The sequence below is a fragment of the Sulfurivermis sp. genome (assembly GCF_059410345.1).
On the sequence record NZ_JBLJDO010000006.1, the window covers coordinates 1 to 13419 of the forward strand.

General features: G+C 62.8%; 18 protein-coding genes. All 18 read right to left on the reverse strand.

What is annotated here, in order from left to right:
* Positions 1 to 290 precede the first annotated feature (290 nt).
* On the reverse strand, positions 291 to 728 hold the full coding sequence (locus ACMV8A_RS06610; RefSeq protein WP_495324971.1) for a DUF6362 family protein: 438 nt from the start codon (positions 726 to 728) through the stop codon (positions 291 to 293).
* Positions 721 to 921, reverse strand: coding sequence for a hypothetical protein (locus ACMV8A_RS06615; RefSeq protein WP_495324972.1), 201 nt, complete (start codon positions 919 to 921; stop codon positions 721 to 723). The genes ACMV8A_RS06610 and ACMV8A_RS06615 overlap by 8 nt, the downstream gene beginning before the upstream one ends.
* 1 nt (position 922) lies before the next feature.
* The gene (locus tag ACMV8A_RS06620) at positions 923 to 1387 is read right to left on the reverse strand and encodes a crossover junction endodeoxyribonuclease RuvC (protein WP_495324973.1); all 465 of its coding nucleotides are present in this window, start codon (positions 1385 to 1387) and stop codon (positions 923 to 925) included.
* A 143-nt stretch (positions 1388 to 1530) separates the two neighbouring features.
* A complete protein-coding gene (locus tag ACMV8A_RS06625) occupies positions 1531 to 3816 on the reverse strand; it encodes a phage/plasmid primase, P4 family (RefSeq protein ID WP_495324974.1) in 2286 nt (761 codons plus the stop codon).
* On the reverse strand, positions 3813 to 4415 hold the full coding sequence (locus ACMV8A_RS06630; RefSeq protein ID WP_495324975.1) for a sigma-70 family RNA polymerase sigma factor: 603 nt from the start codon (positions 4413 to 4415) through the stop codon (positions 3813 to 3815). The genes ACMV8A_RS06625 and ACMV8A_RS06630 overlap by 4 nt, the downstream gene beginning before the upstream one ends.
* Positions 4408 to 4662: a hypothetical protein gene (locus tag ACMV8A_RS06635; RefSeq protein WP_495324976.1), complete on the reverse strand. Its 255-nt coding sequence runs from the start codon at positions 4660 to 4662 to the stop codon at positions 4408 to 4410. Before ACMV8A_RS06635 ends, ACMV8A_RS06630 begins: the two co-directional genes overlap by 8 nt.
* Positions 4659 to 5393, reverse strand: coding sequence for a PD-(D/E)XK nuclease family protein (locus ACMV8A_RS06640; protein WP_495324977.1), 735 nt, complete (start codon positions 5391 to 5393; stop codon positions 4659 to 4661). The genes ACMV8A_RS06635 and ACMV8A_RS06640 overlap by 4 nt, the downstream gene beginning before the upstream one ends.
* Positions 5390 to 5869, reverse strand: a complete 480-nt coding sequence (locus ACMV8A_RS06645) for a DUF6511 domain-containing protein (RefSeq protein ID WP_495324978.1) — start codon at positions 5867 to 5869, stop codon at positions 5390 to 5392. The genes ACMV8A_RS06640 and ACMV8A_RS06645 overlap by 4 nt, the downstream gene beginning before the upstream one ends.
* Entirely contained in the window at positions 5866 to 6078 is a 213-nt protein-coding gene (locus tag ACMV8A_RS06650; protein WP_495324979.1) for a hypothetical protein, read from the reverse strand. Before ACMV8A_RS06650 ends, ACMV8A_RS06645 begins: the two co-directional genes overlap by 4 nt.
* 11 nt (positions 6079 to 6089) lie before the next feature.
* Entirely contained in the window at positions 6090 to 6707 is a 618-nt protein-coding gene (locus ACMV8A_RS06655; RefSeq protein WP_495324980.1) for a hypothetical protein, read from the reverse strand.
* Between the two features lie 6 nt (positions 6708 to 6713).
* A complete protein-coding gene (locus ACMV8A_RS06660; protein ID WP_495324981.1) occupies positions 6714 to 7568 on the reverse strand; it encodes an ATP-binding protein in 855 nt (284 codons plus the stop codon).
* 10 nt (positions 7569 to 7578) lie between these two features.
* Positions 7579 to 8187, reverse strand: coding sequence for a hypothetical protein (locus tag ACMV8A_RS06665; RefSeq protein WP_495324982.1), 609 nt, complete (start codon positions 8185 to 8187; stop codon positions 7579 to 7581).
* 277 nt (positions 8188 to 8464) lie between these two features.
* The gene (locus ACMV8A_RS06670; protein ID WP_495324983.1) at positions 8465 to 9223 is read right to left on the reverse strand and encodes a BRO family protein; all 759 of its coding nucleotides are present in this window, start codon (positions 9221 to 9223) and stop codon (positions 8465 to 8467) included.
* Positions 9224 to 9225: 2 nt separating this feature from the next.
* Complete coding sequence (locus tag ACMV8A_RS06675; protein ID WP_495324984.1) at positions 9226 to 9705, reverse strand: hypothetical protein; 480 nt, start codon at positions 9703 to 9705, stop codon at positions 9226 to 9228.
* Between the two features lie 10 nt (positions 9706 to 9715).
* Positions 9716 to 9979, reverse strand: a complete 264-nt coding sequence (locus tag ACMV8A_RS06680; protein WP_495324985.1) for a DNA-binding protein — start codon at positions 9977 to 9979, stop codon at positions 9716 to 9718.
* 84 nt (positions 9980 to 10063) lie between these two features.
* Positions 10064 to 11011, reverse strand: coding sequence for a hypothetical protein (locus ACMV8A_RS06685; RefSeq protein ID WP_495324986.1), 948 nt, complete (start codon positions 11009 to 11011; stop codon positions 10064 to 10066).
* Complete coding sequence (locus tag ACMV8A_RS06690) at positions 11011 to 12456, reverse strand: hypothetical protein (RefSeq protein ID WP_495324987.1); 1446 nt, start codon at positions 12454 to 12456, stop codon at positions 11011 to 11013. Before ACMV8A_RS06690 ends, ACMV8A_RS06685 begins: the two co-directional genes overlap by 1 nt.
* 106 nt (positions 12457 to 12562) lie before the next feature.
* A complete protein-coding gene (locus tag ACMV8A_RS06695; RefSeq protein WP_495324988.1) occupies positions 12563 to 13417 on the reverse strand; it encodes a hypothetical protein in 855 nt (284 codons plus the stop codon).
* Positions 13418 to 13419 lie beyond the last annotated feature (2 nt).

The window sequence follows — 13419 nt, forward strand, 5'->3', positions numbered from 1 at the left end:
TTTGGACAGCCGCAGGCTGGCCGCGAAGCGGCAGGCCCCAGGGATGGGGCCTGCAAACCGCAAACCGTGCAAACCCCGGTTTGCACTCTGACGCTAGAAAAGCGTCGCGCTCGCGCCCCCCGCATGGGACTTTGGACAGGAAGGACCCGTCGAATTTTCTGAGCGGAAGCGATGCGGACGTCACACCCACACCGCTCGCCAGATCATAGCCGTCATCCTATCAAAATCCGGCCTTTGTGTTGCATGCCATGTTCATCCAAGAATGCCCAGAAGCCTTAAACCAAAGACATTCACGGCATGTATTGCTCTACTTGCCTCTCCAGTTTGGAAGAGTGACCGGCGGTTGCGGCCTGGCGACCGTTCAGATGATCGGCCACGATCTGCAATGCCTTCTGCCACCGCCGCCAGACAGTCGTGCGGTCGCGCCCGAGGCGGCGGCAGATGAACTTCCACTCGTAATGCTTGGCGCGCATCCACACCAGATGCCGCTGCTCCACCTCCAGCCACTGCATCCAGCGCATCGTCTCCAGCATCTGCTCGACGTCCTTCGGGCTGGGCGGCAACGGCCGGTAGCCGTCGTCGGACGAGCCGATCACCTCCCAGGGCTCGCGCTTGAACTCCGGCCACACGTTGAAGTAACCCTGCACCCCGACGCGCGGCAATCTCCGCGCGGTCTCGGCTGCATCGGCGAACCGTGCCGCCACATCGTCCATCGTCCATTCAGTCATGGCGTTTCCCTCCATACAGACGTTCCCCGATCCGGCGCACGAACTCGCGCTCGACGAAATCGAGCCGCTTGTCCTCTTCGGACACCACGAGAATGCGCTGGTCACGCCAGCCCTCCCGCTTGATCGCTTCCGGATCCTCGCGCGACGTGCCACGCCCGAGCGGGCAGCGGTAGTGCTGTGCCGGAATCTTCATCTCACACCTCCTGTGTCTCGATAGCCCAGTGCAGCAGCGCCAGGGCATCGGCTTCGTTGTCGTCGTCAGGTTGGTGGCCACGCGCCCGGATGGATGCCACCATCTCGTCCTTGGATGCGTTCCCCTTGCCAGTCGCGTGCTTCTTGATCGTGCCCACCGGCACCCCCTGATAGGGAATGCCGTGGTGCTCGCACCACGCCGTGAGCGTGGCCAGAAACCCGCCGTAGGCGTGGGCGGCATCGACACCGGCGTGGCGGCGCACTTCCTCGAAGACCAGCGTGTCGATCCCGTCGGCGTGGCCCTTCAACTCGGTTAGCCAACGCCGGAAGCGCAGAAAGCGCATGCCGCCACCCTCGAAGCGTTGTGGGCGGAAGCTCTCGGAGCCGCTCGTGATGTGGCCGTCACTGCCGCGCAGCGCCCAGCCGGTGGTGGTGCCCAAGTCCAGGGCGAGGAGTGTCGTGTTCATGTATTTCGTCCTTTCTTGCTTCCGGTCTGACACATCTGACGGGTCATGTCGTAACTTCCCGTGACGCGCGCACGCGCACGCGCGTATAGAGAGTTACGATGTAGTCCGTCAGATCCGTCAGACACGGGTCGATTGCGAGGTCATCAGTCATCGGCATAAGGTGCGGAGGCTGGCGTCGTCGGGTGCTTGAGGCCAACGCCCCGGAAGCCGCGCACCCCCATGCTGTTGCGCCACTTCTCCAGCCCTCGGGTGAGCAGCAGATCGGCAAAGCGCTTCTGCGAGCCGACGAACTCACCGGCACTGTCGGCCCACTGCCTCCAGTCGTTGAAGAGCTCGGCGGTCAGCGACTTGGCATTGGCTTCGCGCACGCAGCGCTCGTCGAGCCAACGGCCCAATGCGTCCTCGGCTTCGAAATACTCCTCGGTGGCTTCCACCACACGCCGGGGCGGATCGAGTCGTCCATGGCGCTGCCAATCGAGACAGCCCTGCACCGCCCAGGCCAGGATGCCGTCACGCTCGGCCAGCAACTTCTGCTGCAGATGCTTGTCGCGGCGCTCGGGTGGCACGGTGATCGTGAACGGGATCAGGTGCAGTCGCCGTTTCATCGCCTCATCGATGTTGCGAATTGCCGGCTTGTGATTGCCCGCCACGAACAATTTGAACTGCGGGAAGAACTCGAAGAAGTCCTGGCGCATGAATCGCGCGGAGATCTTGTCGCCGCCAGTCAGGTTCTTGAGCTTGGATTCCGCCCAGCGACGTCCCTGCTCGGTCTCAATCGCCGCAACGAAGCGCGCGCCGCGCAGTCCCGCCATATCGGTCGGGTGCCGGTCGGTGCGCGTTTCCATGAAGGTGTCCATGGGCGCGTTGGTCGCGTAGTCGCCGAGGATGGTGGCCAGTGTGTTCACAAACACCGACTTTCCGTTTGCGCCCGTGCCGTACAGGAAGAACAGGGCGTGCTCCTGTGTCGAGCCCGTGAGCGCATAGCCCACCATCCGCTGCAAGTAAGCCTGCAACTCCACGTCACCGCCCGTGACTTCATCGAGGAAGCGTCGCCAGGTCGGGCAATCCCCTCCCGGTGTGGCCGTGGTGATCTTGGTCATCCGATCGGCGCGTTCGTGTGGGCGCTTGCGTCCGGTTTTCAGATCGACCACGCCGCCCGGGGTATTGAGCAGCCACGGATCGGCATCCCACTCCTCGGTGGTCGCGGCATGCCGGCGATCCGCCCGGGCCAGCCGTTCCACACCGCCGACCGTTCCTGCGCTGGCCAATTTGGCGGCGACCTTGGGGTTGTCGGCGCGCACAGCCGTCTGGCGGCAGACGCTGCGGATCAAGTCCGTGGCCGCCAGCGTGTCCTCGGTGCGCCAGCGTTGCCCGTCCCAGACCAGCCACTTCCCCCAAGCCGCCACGTAGCGCCAGTCACGGTGGTAGCGCCGGGTGAAGGCCAGGGCCAGCGCATCCTCGGTGCCCCACACCGATTCGTCATTGCTGACCACCGGCTCTGCCTCATCGGCCACGTCGTGCATCTGCAGACGAGGGCCATGGGCAAGGAAGGCCGCCACATCAAAACCCTCGACAATGGCATCGGCCGCATCCCATCCGTCCGCCGCTTCCTCGGGCGGGTACAGGATGTGGCAGGATTTCGCGCCCGCAGCGAGAATGGCTTGTGCCGCCTGCGTCGCGTATTCCCAGCCCGGCTTGTCGCGGTCGGGCCAGATCAGCACGGATTTGCCGGCCAATGGCGACCAGTCGGTCTTCTCCACCGGAGCATTTGCGCCGTGCATCGCGGTGGTCGCCACGATGCCGACGTCACACAAGGCCTGTGCGCACTTCTCGCCCTCGACCAGCACGACCTGCGCGGCATCCTTCATTCCCGGTTGGTTGTAGAGCGGGCGCGGATCGGGCGGGGCCATCTTGCGCCGCTTAGCATCCCACGGCCGGAATTCCTTCTTGCGCCCGGGCGGGTCGTAGCGGTAGACCACCGCGATCAGGTGCCCACTGGCGTCCAGGTAGTCCCACTTGGCCGTGGCGGGGCCGAGATCGTCGAGAGATGCTTCTTTCTTGCGAGCCCTGCGCTTGGTCGCCATGGGCGTACGCCCGAGCAGGTCGGTTGCCACATCGAGCACACGCGGGAAATTCCCATGCACATCGATGCCGTGATGCGCCGCGATCAGCGCGAAGATGTCGCCGCCCTCCCCGGTGGCGCGATCCGTCCACAGCCCGGCCTTCTCGCCATCGAGTACCACCTCGAGGCTGTCGCCCGGACTGCCCAGTGCGTCGCCGATCAGGAATTTGCCCTTGCGCTTTTTTCCGGCAGGGAACAGGGTGAACAGCACCGATTCGAGCCGGGCAATCAAGTCGGCACGGATGGATTCGCGCTCCACTTCGCGGCAGCCGGACTCCGCAATTGGGGTATCGTTGAAGTCGATCATGACGCCTCCACGACAATACCCATCAGTGCCGCCACAGCTACGGAATGGCGGGCAGGAGCACGCAGCTTGCGTAGCGCCTTGACTTCGATTTGCCGGATACGCTCACGGGAACATCCCATGGCTTTCGCCATTTCCTCGAGGTTCATCGACTCGCCATCGATGCCATGGCGCAACCTCAGCACCTCAGCCTCACGTGGTGTGAGCGTATCGAGCAGGCTGTCGACCGCCTGGGCCGCCTGTTTCTTCTCCAGCAGGCTGAGCGGGTCGGCGCAGTCCGAAGGACTGACGAGCAACTCGTGAACGCTGGCTGCTGAAAGCTCGATTTCGGCAGCGTTCGTGACCAGCGGGTAATGCTGCTCCTCCGACCACAACTCGTCCGGCAAGCAGTTGAGAAATACACAGAGCTTCTCTGCGCATGGTCTGAGATCGCCGTTCTCGTCAAACGGTGTGCGCTTGAGGTTGAGGTAGGGCAAGAGATGGCCTGTGTAACTGATGCCGACCTCGCGCGCAAAAATCTGGCCGGGGTGGTGGCCTGCCTTCTCGATGGCGCGCAACAGGCGAGCGTTTCTGACCTTGATCTGAACGCGGTAGTCAGTCATCGCCGCCCTCCGTACCGGACTTGTCGTCGTGGCATACCCTTCCGTTCTGTCGATACCAGACCTCCAGTTCCGAGAGTCGGAAGCGAACCATGCGCGACAACAGGTAGTGAGGGATGCGCTTTACCGCCCGCATCTGCGGATCAGCAAACCAGTAGTAGGGCAGCCGCAGCGCGAAGCTGGCCTGTCGGGCATCGATCATCGACTCGTCTTCAGCCAGCGTTTCTTGAGATTGGGTGTGGTTGTTCATGTGTTGCTCCAGCAGCGGTCTTGCCATGCGCACATCCGGCATTCGAAGTGGGTTGAGTCATTGAAGGCACGCGGCAGAAGTTCTCCCGCCGCGGTCGCCGTGATGACCTTCACTGCCCGATCCGACATGCGCTGGGCCAGGGCCGCGTCAAAAGGCACGAGCTCGGTATGGATCTCCATCGTGTCGGCGTTGAGCGCCGTGAAGATCGCCGGGTGCTCGGTGAGTTCGAGATAGGCTTGATAGATAGCCACTTGCGCGGCATAAACGGGCTTGGCGACGGACAGGCCGCTTTTCTCCAGCTCGCGCCAGGACTTGTTTCCCATGCATTTGCATTCCCAGAGTGCCGGATAGGCGAAGCCCTCCGGGCCACCGACGATGACGCCGTCGATATGGCCCTGGAGTCGTCCGCCGGCCGCCGAGAAACCGAACTGCTCGCCATCGGCCTTGCGGGTGCGCAGGTCAAATCCTGCATCCCGCAGCCACGCGACCATGCAGTCCTCCATGACGTGGCCGCGCTCGAAGATGCGCAAGCCACGCCCGGGGATCTCACGCCCGTGGTCGACCGGCGCCTTGGCGTACTCGAACTGCAGCGCACGCTCGCAGGCCACCCCGAGTCGCGAGGCACCAAGGTACTGGCGCTCAGACTGGCGGGCACGCGCCTGCTGCATTCCGGCATCGACCAGGGCGATGATCTGCCCGGAGATGCTTGAAGAGGAGTTGAAGTCCATCATGGCTTCCCTCCCTGCGGCTCTTCCCACGGCAGGTCATCCTTCAAGTCGGCGAACGGATCGCGGACGATCTCGGCTTGCGGCACGCCGCGCAGCGGCGGCGTGCTTGCCCGTTCGTGATGCTCGGTCAGCGCCTCGGTGTAGCGCGTGACGATGGCGTCGATCACCGTCATCGCCTCTGCTTCCGAATACGCCCCGAGCGGTTTGTCGAAGCCGATGTGCCCGGCCGCCGCTCCGAAGGCCTTGAGGCAATCGCGCATCGCCGCGATTTCGATATCGCTCGCATCAACCATGGGCGCCTCCCCGCGCTCCTCGGCCGCCAGTCGCCGACCGTAGAGCGTGTGGAAGATGTCCTGGCAGCGACGGCTGCAGAACACCCAGTCGAGGGGATAGCGCCGGGGGTCGGCGATCTTGAAGCGGCCGTCGGAATGGCCGAACCCTCGCGCCTGCCGTTTGCATACCCAGCATTTGCCGCTCATGCATGGCAGCCTCCCGCCTGCGCGCGCTGCCGGGCACGGGCGGCGTGCTCGGTACAGCTGGCGTCGAGTTCCACATAGTTGTTGCGAATGGCGGTCGTCCCGATGCGCACACCCATCGGATGGCGACAGCGGGCGATGCGCAGGCCGCCGATGTCGCTGGCGCTCGACCGGTCGAGATGGCGGCAATTGCCGCAGCGTTTTCCTGTCATGACTGGCCTCCTCACTGCGCCCAGGCGGGCTTGCCGCGAACGGGCGGACGCTGCGTGGTCGCCTGTTGAGGTGCCGCCGTCGTGGGTGCTCCGGAATTGCCGCCGCCGGCCGGCGCCTTCGTGGCTGTGCCCATCAGAGCCGCGTAGTCCTTGTGGTCGGGCTCGACGACGAGCTTCACCACGTTGCGGTCCTCGCCCTTGGCATCCTTCTCGACATCGACGCGGGCCAGGAACTCGATACCGTCAAGTTCGTGGAAACCCTGGATGCGGCGGGCAGACGCAGCCTGGGGCGAGTTGTCCTGGGGATGGACGTTGCGGGCGGAATTGAGGATGCCCCGGATCATGCTGCGCCCCATGTTTCCCCAGGCCGGGCCCTTCGGCGAGTGGAGGCCGATGTTCGACCACATCTTGCGGCGGGCATAAGGCCCTTCCAGTACGACGAACTCGCAGGCAAGATAGACGCTGCCGGTGTCGAAGCTCTGGGTGGCATAGCCTCCGCTCCAGCCCTGCGCCGGATCGTCATAGCCGCCCGGCTTGATGGTCATGCGCACCTTGACGGGGGTGCCCTTGGGAATGAGATCGAAGCCCTGCTGTTGTTCGGCGTCATTGAAATCGGTCCAGTGGGACATGGCGGGTTACTCCTTGAATGCGTTGAAGTCGGTTGAATGAGAGAAAGCAGTGGCGTGTGCTGCGGCAGTACGGCCGAGGCACTTGGCGATGAGCTTTCCGAGGTGGGGTTCTTCGATGGGGTCGAGCCGGCCCGAGCGGTCCTTGCTCGGGAAGCCCCAGGGGTTGTCGGCGCCGGTAACAAAAGCGCGATACGGGGTGCCGTCATCGGCCTTCAGGATGGCCAGCGTGATGACTTCATCGAGCACGCCCGGCAGCTCGGCCGAGGTCTTGGCACCTTCGAGTTGAAGCTGGTAGATGCGCCGGTTGAAGTCGTCCAGCTTCTCTTCCAAGATGCAGACGTAGATGACGTGCTTGTCGCGCACGTGCTGCAGGTGCGTGAGCGCGCTGATCATCTCGGTGCCGAGCAACCCGTAAGCGCCCCGGGTGTCGGGCTTGCCGGTCTTCTCGGAGAAGGCCGCCGGCTGGGTCTTGCACCAGGCCAGGCACATCCGCGAGAGCACGGTCAAGGAATCGACGAAGTAGGTGTCGTACTTGGCCAGTTGCGCCGGATCGCCGTACTTTTGGCAGACGTGATCGAAGTGCGCCTGCGAGAAGGCCTGCTCAGGTGAAGCGCTCGGGCTCGGCCCAGCGAGGAACACCACCAGGTCCTTGAACTCGGGCCAGGTACGTGGGCGCAGGGTGTCGCCGACCCAGTCGAGGATGGACAGATCGCCGGCTTCGGTGTCCACCAGCAAAGTGCGCTCGGCATCGAGCGTGCGGATCTGGGAGGTCTTGCCCACCCCGGGCGCGCCGACGAGGGCGACCTTGGCGCAGCGTTTTTCGGCGAGTCTTTCGTTGGCCGTCACGATAGGCAAAGGCATGGCCGACTCCTCACTCGAATGAGACGACCGTGAAACGGCCGAAGGTGGGACGGAAGTCGCCCACGCCGATCAGTCGGCCTGCCATATCCAGGCTGTCCTTGATCCAAGCACGGTCGAGATACTCAGGCAGCACCACCATCAAATCGAACTCGGCGCGCCAGCCCGCACGCATCGCGGGCCGTACCCGATTGACGCCCGCACGCTGCACCACGACTCGCCGACGATCTTCGTAATCCCAGCGGTCGGTCCCCAGGCTGGCCAGGTGGGTGAGTGAAACCACACCGGCCTTGGTGATGTCCTGCGCCGATTTGCGCGGACTCCTGGGGTCCTGCTTGAACTTGGCCGCGCCGATCAGCGCCTGTCGCAGATACTCCCCGGGCAGGCACAACTGGCCCTGGGCGTCGCGGTAGACGTAGCTCTCGATGTCATCGGTTTTTTTGGCGGCGCTGTTCTTGGCAGCCTTGGCCTTGGCGTCGACTGCCTCGCAGTTCCAGCGGTGGAACAGCAAGTCCGCCACACCTTCGATAACCACACGGACGCTGTAAGGCGCTCCCACCAGGACCGCCGACTCGGCACCATTGCCGAGCGCATCCTCATTTCTCAAAAGGGTTTTCATCATCAAATCTCCAGAAGTTGAAAAAATCCTTGCCATATCGCGCCAAGCCAAACCTGGCCGTTGCGTACCAGTGCTAGCCGAGCCAATCCTTGCCTCGTCATGGACTACCCAGCCATATCAAGCCCCGCCATTGCCTGCCATGCCGTTGCTCGCCGAGCCCCGTCACAGTTCGCTTGGGCCTTGCCGAGTCCTGCCCCGCCATGCCATGCCACAGCGCGCCGAGCACAGCCCGGCCATTTGCTTGCCAAGAAAAAAGAAGTCAGAGGGTGACGGGTTGTCATCACGCCACCTCTTGCAGGTGTTCCACGACCGCCGGATTCCAGAGGATCTGGTAGCCGGAATGACCGTTGCGCGAGTACGGCAGGGCCTCGGCCCAGGCTTCGCCGGCCTCGGTCAGCTCCCACTCATCACGATCGTTGCGAAACTGCAGACCGTGGTCTGCCAAGAGCCGGTTGGTGCCCTTGGCGGAACGGCCCAGCAACTTGCCGAGTTGGGTGGCGTTGAGCGAGCAGATCGGATCGACGGCAGCAGGCAGCGTGAGCCGCAAGGTCTCGACGGTGAGGCCGGTGTTTTCCTGGATACAGGTCAGCGTCGCGGCCATCGCGATGCCGGTCTTGACGCCTGGCACCTTGGCGATGGCTTCGCCGATCAGCAGGATGGCGCTTACCCGATCTTGCGTGGGTGCAGGTAAGACGGCCGCCGCGTTGGGGATGGTGTAACCACCCGTCTTCCGGATCGAAGGTAGGACATCCTCGAATACCCAGCGCTCGAACCGCTCGGCAGCCGGAAGTTTGCTGTTCACAATCAGCCGGAACAGGTCGGGCTCGGAAATGATGCGGGTTTCCTGTTGGCGCCCCAGGCTGTCGACGATGGGGTGGCGTTTCACCACCCCACGGCAATGCTGTTTCAGCGCATTGACCGTATCGGCGTAGCCGAGTACGGCGGCGACATCTTTGCCGACGAACCACACCTCACCGTTGTCATCGACTACTGTGCGAACGGCATGGCCATCGAACTGAAAAGGAATGATCGCGCCCATGGTCATTCCTCCGCATCGATGGAAAGGGTGAAAGACGGCTTGCCGGCATCCACGGTGCGAGCGGCAGCGAACTGCCGTTGCAGGGCCGGCGGCCAGTTCGTGTAGCGGGACTCAGAGACAGAAAACTTGATGTCGAGGTAGCCCTCAACCTTCTCGCCGGAGGCAACGATGCGCTCGGCAATCTCACCCAACTGCTTCTGGTTCCAGCTGACTTTCTTCGGCAGTTCGAACTTGATGTGCAGCGGGCCGTCGCTGATCTGGGCGGTGCCGAAGTCGCGTCCGGATTCACGCAGTGCGGCGCGAGCCTGCTCGCCGTAGCACTGATCCAGTGCGGCATCGAACTTGGTGCGGGCCTTCTTGAGCCAGTCGATGGCGGCATCGAGGTTCTTGTCGATCTCGTGCTTCTGCACTGCCGGCAGTGCGGCGAGTTGGCTGATGGACATCTCGGCGATGTCGGTGGGGAAGATGGTCAGATCGCTCATGGCCATCCCCTTACTGATACGCCCGAACCGAAGTCGAATAACGCGAAACGCGCCGTTCGAAGGCTTGGATATCCGCCAGGGCATAGGAGACCCTCGCCCCGAGTTTCATGAATGGGCATCCCAGCGCTTCTTGACGCCAACGACGCAGGGTCTTGACCGAGACTCTCCAGCGCTCCGCGAGCTCGTACTCGTTGAGCGCCAGACGTTTCACGCCGGCCGTGGGGTCCGAGCGGCCCATCCGCCCGGTTGCTGCTGAAGGGTGTTGCGTTTGCATTTCGATGTGCCTCCTGTTCAAAAAGGGCACATCGCAGTTTCCGCACGGATTTATGGGGAGTGTGCGGGGACGTCTATGGGAGATTTATGGGGTTCGCCGCAGGCGGTATTTCCCGTGCTCGATCAGATCGAAAACGTCCTCTCGCCTCAGTTTTCCGTCACGGAACGCATCGTCGAAGGATTGATACGAGGAGTGGGCGGCGATCTTGATCTCTGCCCAGGTCACGATCGGTGGGGGATAGCCGTCCGTCCCCCAAGATGCTTTGACGATCCTTGCCCGCGCGGGTGACAAGCGAACAGATGTCTCGAAATGGGGAAGCAGAAGGTCTTGGCCATCAAGGTATTGCGTCCGCTGATCGGATGCACTCGGAGGTGCCAGGCTGCGTAGTACCCTGACGAACGCTGCGGAATTAAATTGGGCGCCCTCTTCCTGTGGCCCGATGAACTCTGAAAACGCCCGCACCTCATGGATGCCAGGCAGCAGAAGGAATGGTCGATCGCGCATCAGAACGATGCCCGGACGTGCCCAAGCCGAGTCCGCGAGAACCGACGAGAGAGCTTCGGGCGAGGCGCTTGCCAAGCGTCTGGCAACGAACACCGGCGCGGGCTCGGTGGTCTTGCCGACACGAAAATTACCAAGGAGCCAGAGGTGGTGGGGGATGCGCGCTTGTGCCTTTACGGCCGCATTTTCCAGGCCGATCCACTCAGCGAGATCGTGCAACCAGGCATCGACGCAAAAGTCATGCAGCGCGATTTCCGCCAGCGGCCTCGCCAGGATGCGCGAATGCCACTGGGGACTGCGATAGCGGTACACCCCGGCATCCTCGTCGATCTCGACGTCGACCTCGATCTCACCGTCCAGAAACGAAACCATCTGGCGCGTGAGGTAGGTATGTGCCGGGCGTAGCCAGCGACGCTGCACGAAATCACCTGCGCACCTTCCCATCCGGAAGGCGCAGACGGGCTTCGTCAGGTCGCCGGCTTGCTCCAGTGCGGCCAGAAATGCGAGGTGGGCGGCACCCGCGCCGGGCATCAGAACTTGACCACCATGCCGAGTTTCTCCAACTGGGCCATGACCAGCTTGCGGTCATCCTCGGTCTTGCTGCGATCATTGAAACCGTTGGGGGCCGTGACTTGGACGGCCACGTTGTGCGCCTTGCGATGGCGCTGCTTGGCCATGCGCATCAGCAGCTTGACCTGCGCCGGCACATAGACGGACAGATCAGGGTTCCGATAGTCCTGGCGAGCTACCTCGTAGATGTTTCGATCATCGCGACGGTCGGGCTGAATGGTCATCGTGCTTTTCAGTTCCTGGACGATCTCTCGATCCCCCGCCTCATCGTGGGTCTTGTGAAGTGAAGGGCAGGCAACCTTGAGGTGCTTAATATCGATTCGTTCGATACTCTCGATGCGCTCGCTGACGAGCTTGGCCAGAACGGTCGGCGAGACGAAGGCCGAGAGATCGAATTCCAGCATCGGCATGTCCTCGATCGCGCCGTCGGCCGCGAGCACGACAGCGCGAAAGATCGCGGCCAGGTCGCGCCGAATCTCACGATCATCACTGAATACGCTCAGCGCCCCGGTGGCCGGTTCCCGTGAAAACCGGATCGAGAGTGCAGCCAGGTCGTCATGGGAAACCTCCTCCCCATGTTCGACCTTCGGATAATGGACTTCGGCGCCATTGAAGGTCACCGTCAGGGTGTCCAGCACCTCCTTCGCGGCATCATCGTCATCACTCTCTTCGTGCCGGTGCGCATGCCCCAGGTCGCGGCGGCTGAATTGCTCGATGATGACGTCGTCGCGGGGCGCGTTTGGATACAGGAGCAGGATTCTCTCCTTGATGCGCTCCTGCATGGCTTCATCCAGTTTCGGCGTTGGGCCCAGCGGGCCACGGTAATGACTGGAATACGCTTCACTCCGCCATTGCCGGTTCATCACCTGGACCCGCTCGGCATGATCGAACCGCTTGCCGCCCGCGCGATGCTTTTCGGGGTATTCCTGTTCGAGATACAGATAGAGCGCCCGGCCATGGGGGTCGCAGGGGCGGACGAGCACCGCTGCATCGGCCTCGTCACTCTCATCGAACAGGGACAGCACGGCTTGCTTGCCATACTCGTCGCCGAGGATTTCGATGCGCTCGGCGACCCGTTCCAGTCGTTGGCGAGTCACCGAGGAAGCCTCGCCAACCAGCGGGTACAGCGCCTTTCGCACTGCCGCAGGCAGGACGCCTTTGGCCTTTTCCATTTTCTCGGCGAGTTTTTCCGGTACATGAACACCCTCGTTTCTGAGCAACCGGCGAAGCAATGGGATGTTCTTGATCTTGCGCACCAGCCAGACGAAATGCTCCATGTCCGACAGCAGATCGGGGCCATGGTCGGCCGATGCCTGCTTTGTGCCGTCACTTGCCGTAATGGCAGTCGCCCTCGAATTGATCTTCTGGACATCTTCTTGCGTTTCTTGTTGCTGTTCGGCTGCCATTACCGCTCCTTCACGATTGCGCGTTGCGCGAACGCGCAACGTTGCTGCTCAAAAAACGCCGGCTCGTGGCCGGCAACCTGCGTCCGGAGATCGCCGGACAACTACGTCAACTGGCACCGTCTGCCAGCAACCCGTATCGCGCCATACGGACCTTGATGAAGCGACCGTGAACACCGAAGCGCTTCCCAATGGCCTTCTGCAAATTCTCGAGGTCGAAATCGCCAAAAGCCCCGTCCGCCTTGACCGTGAACGTCGTTGGCGCATCCTCCTCCAGCAAGTCTGGGCGGGCCACCAGCGTCACGTCATATTTCGGGGCCATTTCCATGACGGCTTCGACCAACCGTCGGCGGGGCACCAGCAGCGAGCCCATAAATTCATTGGCGCGGAATTCCGCAATCCGCTTTTCCTTTTCCCGCTCGGCTTCGACAATCCTGGCGAGCAGCCCTTCATCTTGAGCCGGCGACACGCCTGGGGACGTCAGGTGTCCGACATCGTGCGTCGTGGTGCGATAGGCCTGGCGCTGCCTTTGATCTGGCGGATCGAATAGTCCCGGTGAAGCCTTCGAATCCGCAATCCAGCCTGGTGCATCGAACACGGCATGGCCGAGTTCGTGGCCGAAGGTACTCAACACCAGTTCCTCCGTCATGCCTTCGCCGACCGGCGATACCAACAGTGAAACCGCATCTTCGCCCGCCCCCGGATCGAACTCGCACAGGCCGCACACCTGCTCTCCGGTTTCATGATCGGTGACCGGGTGGTCAAGGCTGACCCACAGGTCGAAACGCAGGCCATTGACGTTGAGGCTGGAAATCTCGCGCAGGGTTGAGAGTGGCAAGCGGTCTACATCCTCTGCAACCAGTTGAGCGCGTACCGCGCTCGCGGTTTCTTCGATTGCAGGATTCTTGAGGAAGAGCGGCCGGAAATGGCCGGAGTGGCGGTAAGCAACCGAGAGCGACGTCATGC

Coding starts and splice junctions, on each gene's coding strand:
- ACMV8A_RS06630 (WP_495324975.1), bottom strand. CDS start 4,415: ATGACTGACTACCGCGTTCAGATCAAGGTCAGAAACGCTCGCCTGTTG.
- ACMV8A_RS06665 (WP_495324982.1), bottom strand. CDS start 8,187: ATGATGAAAACCCTTTTGAGAAATGAGGATGCGCTCGGCAATGGTGCC.
- ACMV8A_RS06615 (WP_495324972.1), bottom strand. CDS start 921: ATGAAGATTCCGGCACAGCACTACCGCTGCCCGCTCGGGCGTGGCACG.
- ACMV8A_RS06645 (WP_495324978.1), bottom strand. CDS start 5,869: ATGAGCGGCAAATGCTGGGTATGCAAACGGCAGGCGCGAGGGTTCGGC.
- ACMV8A_RS06620 (WP_495324973.1), bottom strand. CDS start 1,387: ATGAACACGACACTCCTCGCCCTGGACTTGGGCACCACCACCGGCTGG.
- ACMV8A_RS06670 (WP_495324983.1), bottom strand. CDS start 9,223: ATGGGCGCGATCATTCCTTTTCAGTTCGATGGCCATGCCGTTCGCACA.
- ACMV8A_RS06625 (WP_495324974.1), bottom strand. CDS start 3,816: ATGATCGACTTCAACGATACCCCAATTGCGGAGTCCGGCTGCCGCGAA.
- ACMV8A_RS06675 (WP_495324984.1), bottom strand. CDS start 9,705: ATGAGCGATCTGACCATCTTCCCCACCGACATCGCCGAGATGTCCATC.
- ACMV8A_RS06695 (WP_495324988.1), bottom strand. CDS start 13,417: ATGACGTCGCTCTCGGTTGCTTACCGCCACTCCGGCCATTTCCGGCCG.
- ACMV8A_RS06680 (WP_495324985.1), bottom strand. CDS start 9,979: ATGCAAACGCAACACCCTTCAGCAGCAACCGGGCGGATGGGCCGCTCG.
- ACMV8A_RS06660 (WP_495324981.1), bottom strand. CDS start 7,568: ATGCCTTTGCCTATCGTGACGGCCAACGAAAGACTCGCCGAAAAACGC.
- ACMV8A_RS06690 (WP_495324987.1), bottom strand. CDS start 12,456: ATGGCAGCCGAACAGCAACAAGAAACGCAAGAAGATGTCCAGAAGATC.
- ACMV8A_RS06610 (WP_495324971.1), bottom strand. CDS start 728: ATGACTGAATGGACGATGGACGATGTGGCGGCACGGTTCGCCGATGCA.
- ACMV8A_RS06655 (WP_495324980.1), bottom strand. CDS start 6,707: ATGTCCCACTGGACCGATTTCAATGACGCCGAACAACAGCAGGGCTTC.
- ACMV8A_RS06640 (WP_495324977.1), bottom strand. CDS start 5,393: ATGATGGACTTCAACTCCTCTTCAAGCATCTCCGGGCAGATCATCGCC.
- ACMV8A_RS06650 (WP_495324979.1), bottom strand. CDS start 6,078: ATGACAGGAAAACGCTGCGGCAATTGCCGCCATCTCGACCGGTCGAGC.
- ACMV8A_RS06685 (WP_495324986.1), bottom strand. CDS start 11,011: ATGCCCGGCGCGGGTGCCGCCCACCTCGCATTTCTGGCCGCACTGGAG.
- ACMV8A_RS06635 (WP_495324976.1), bottom strand. CDS start 4,662: ATGAACAACCACACCCAATCTCAAGAAACGCTGGCTGAAGACGAGTCG.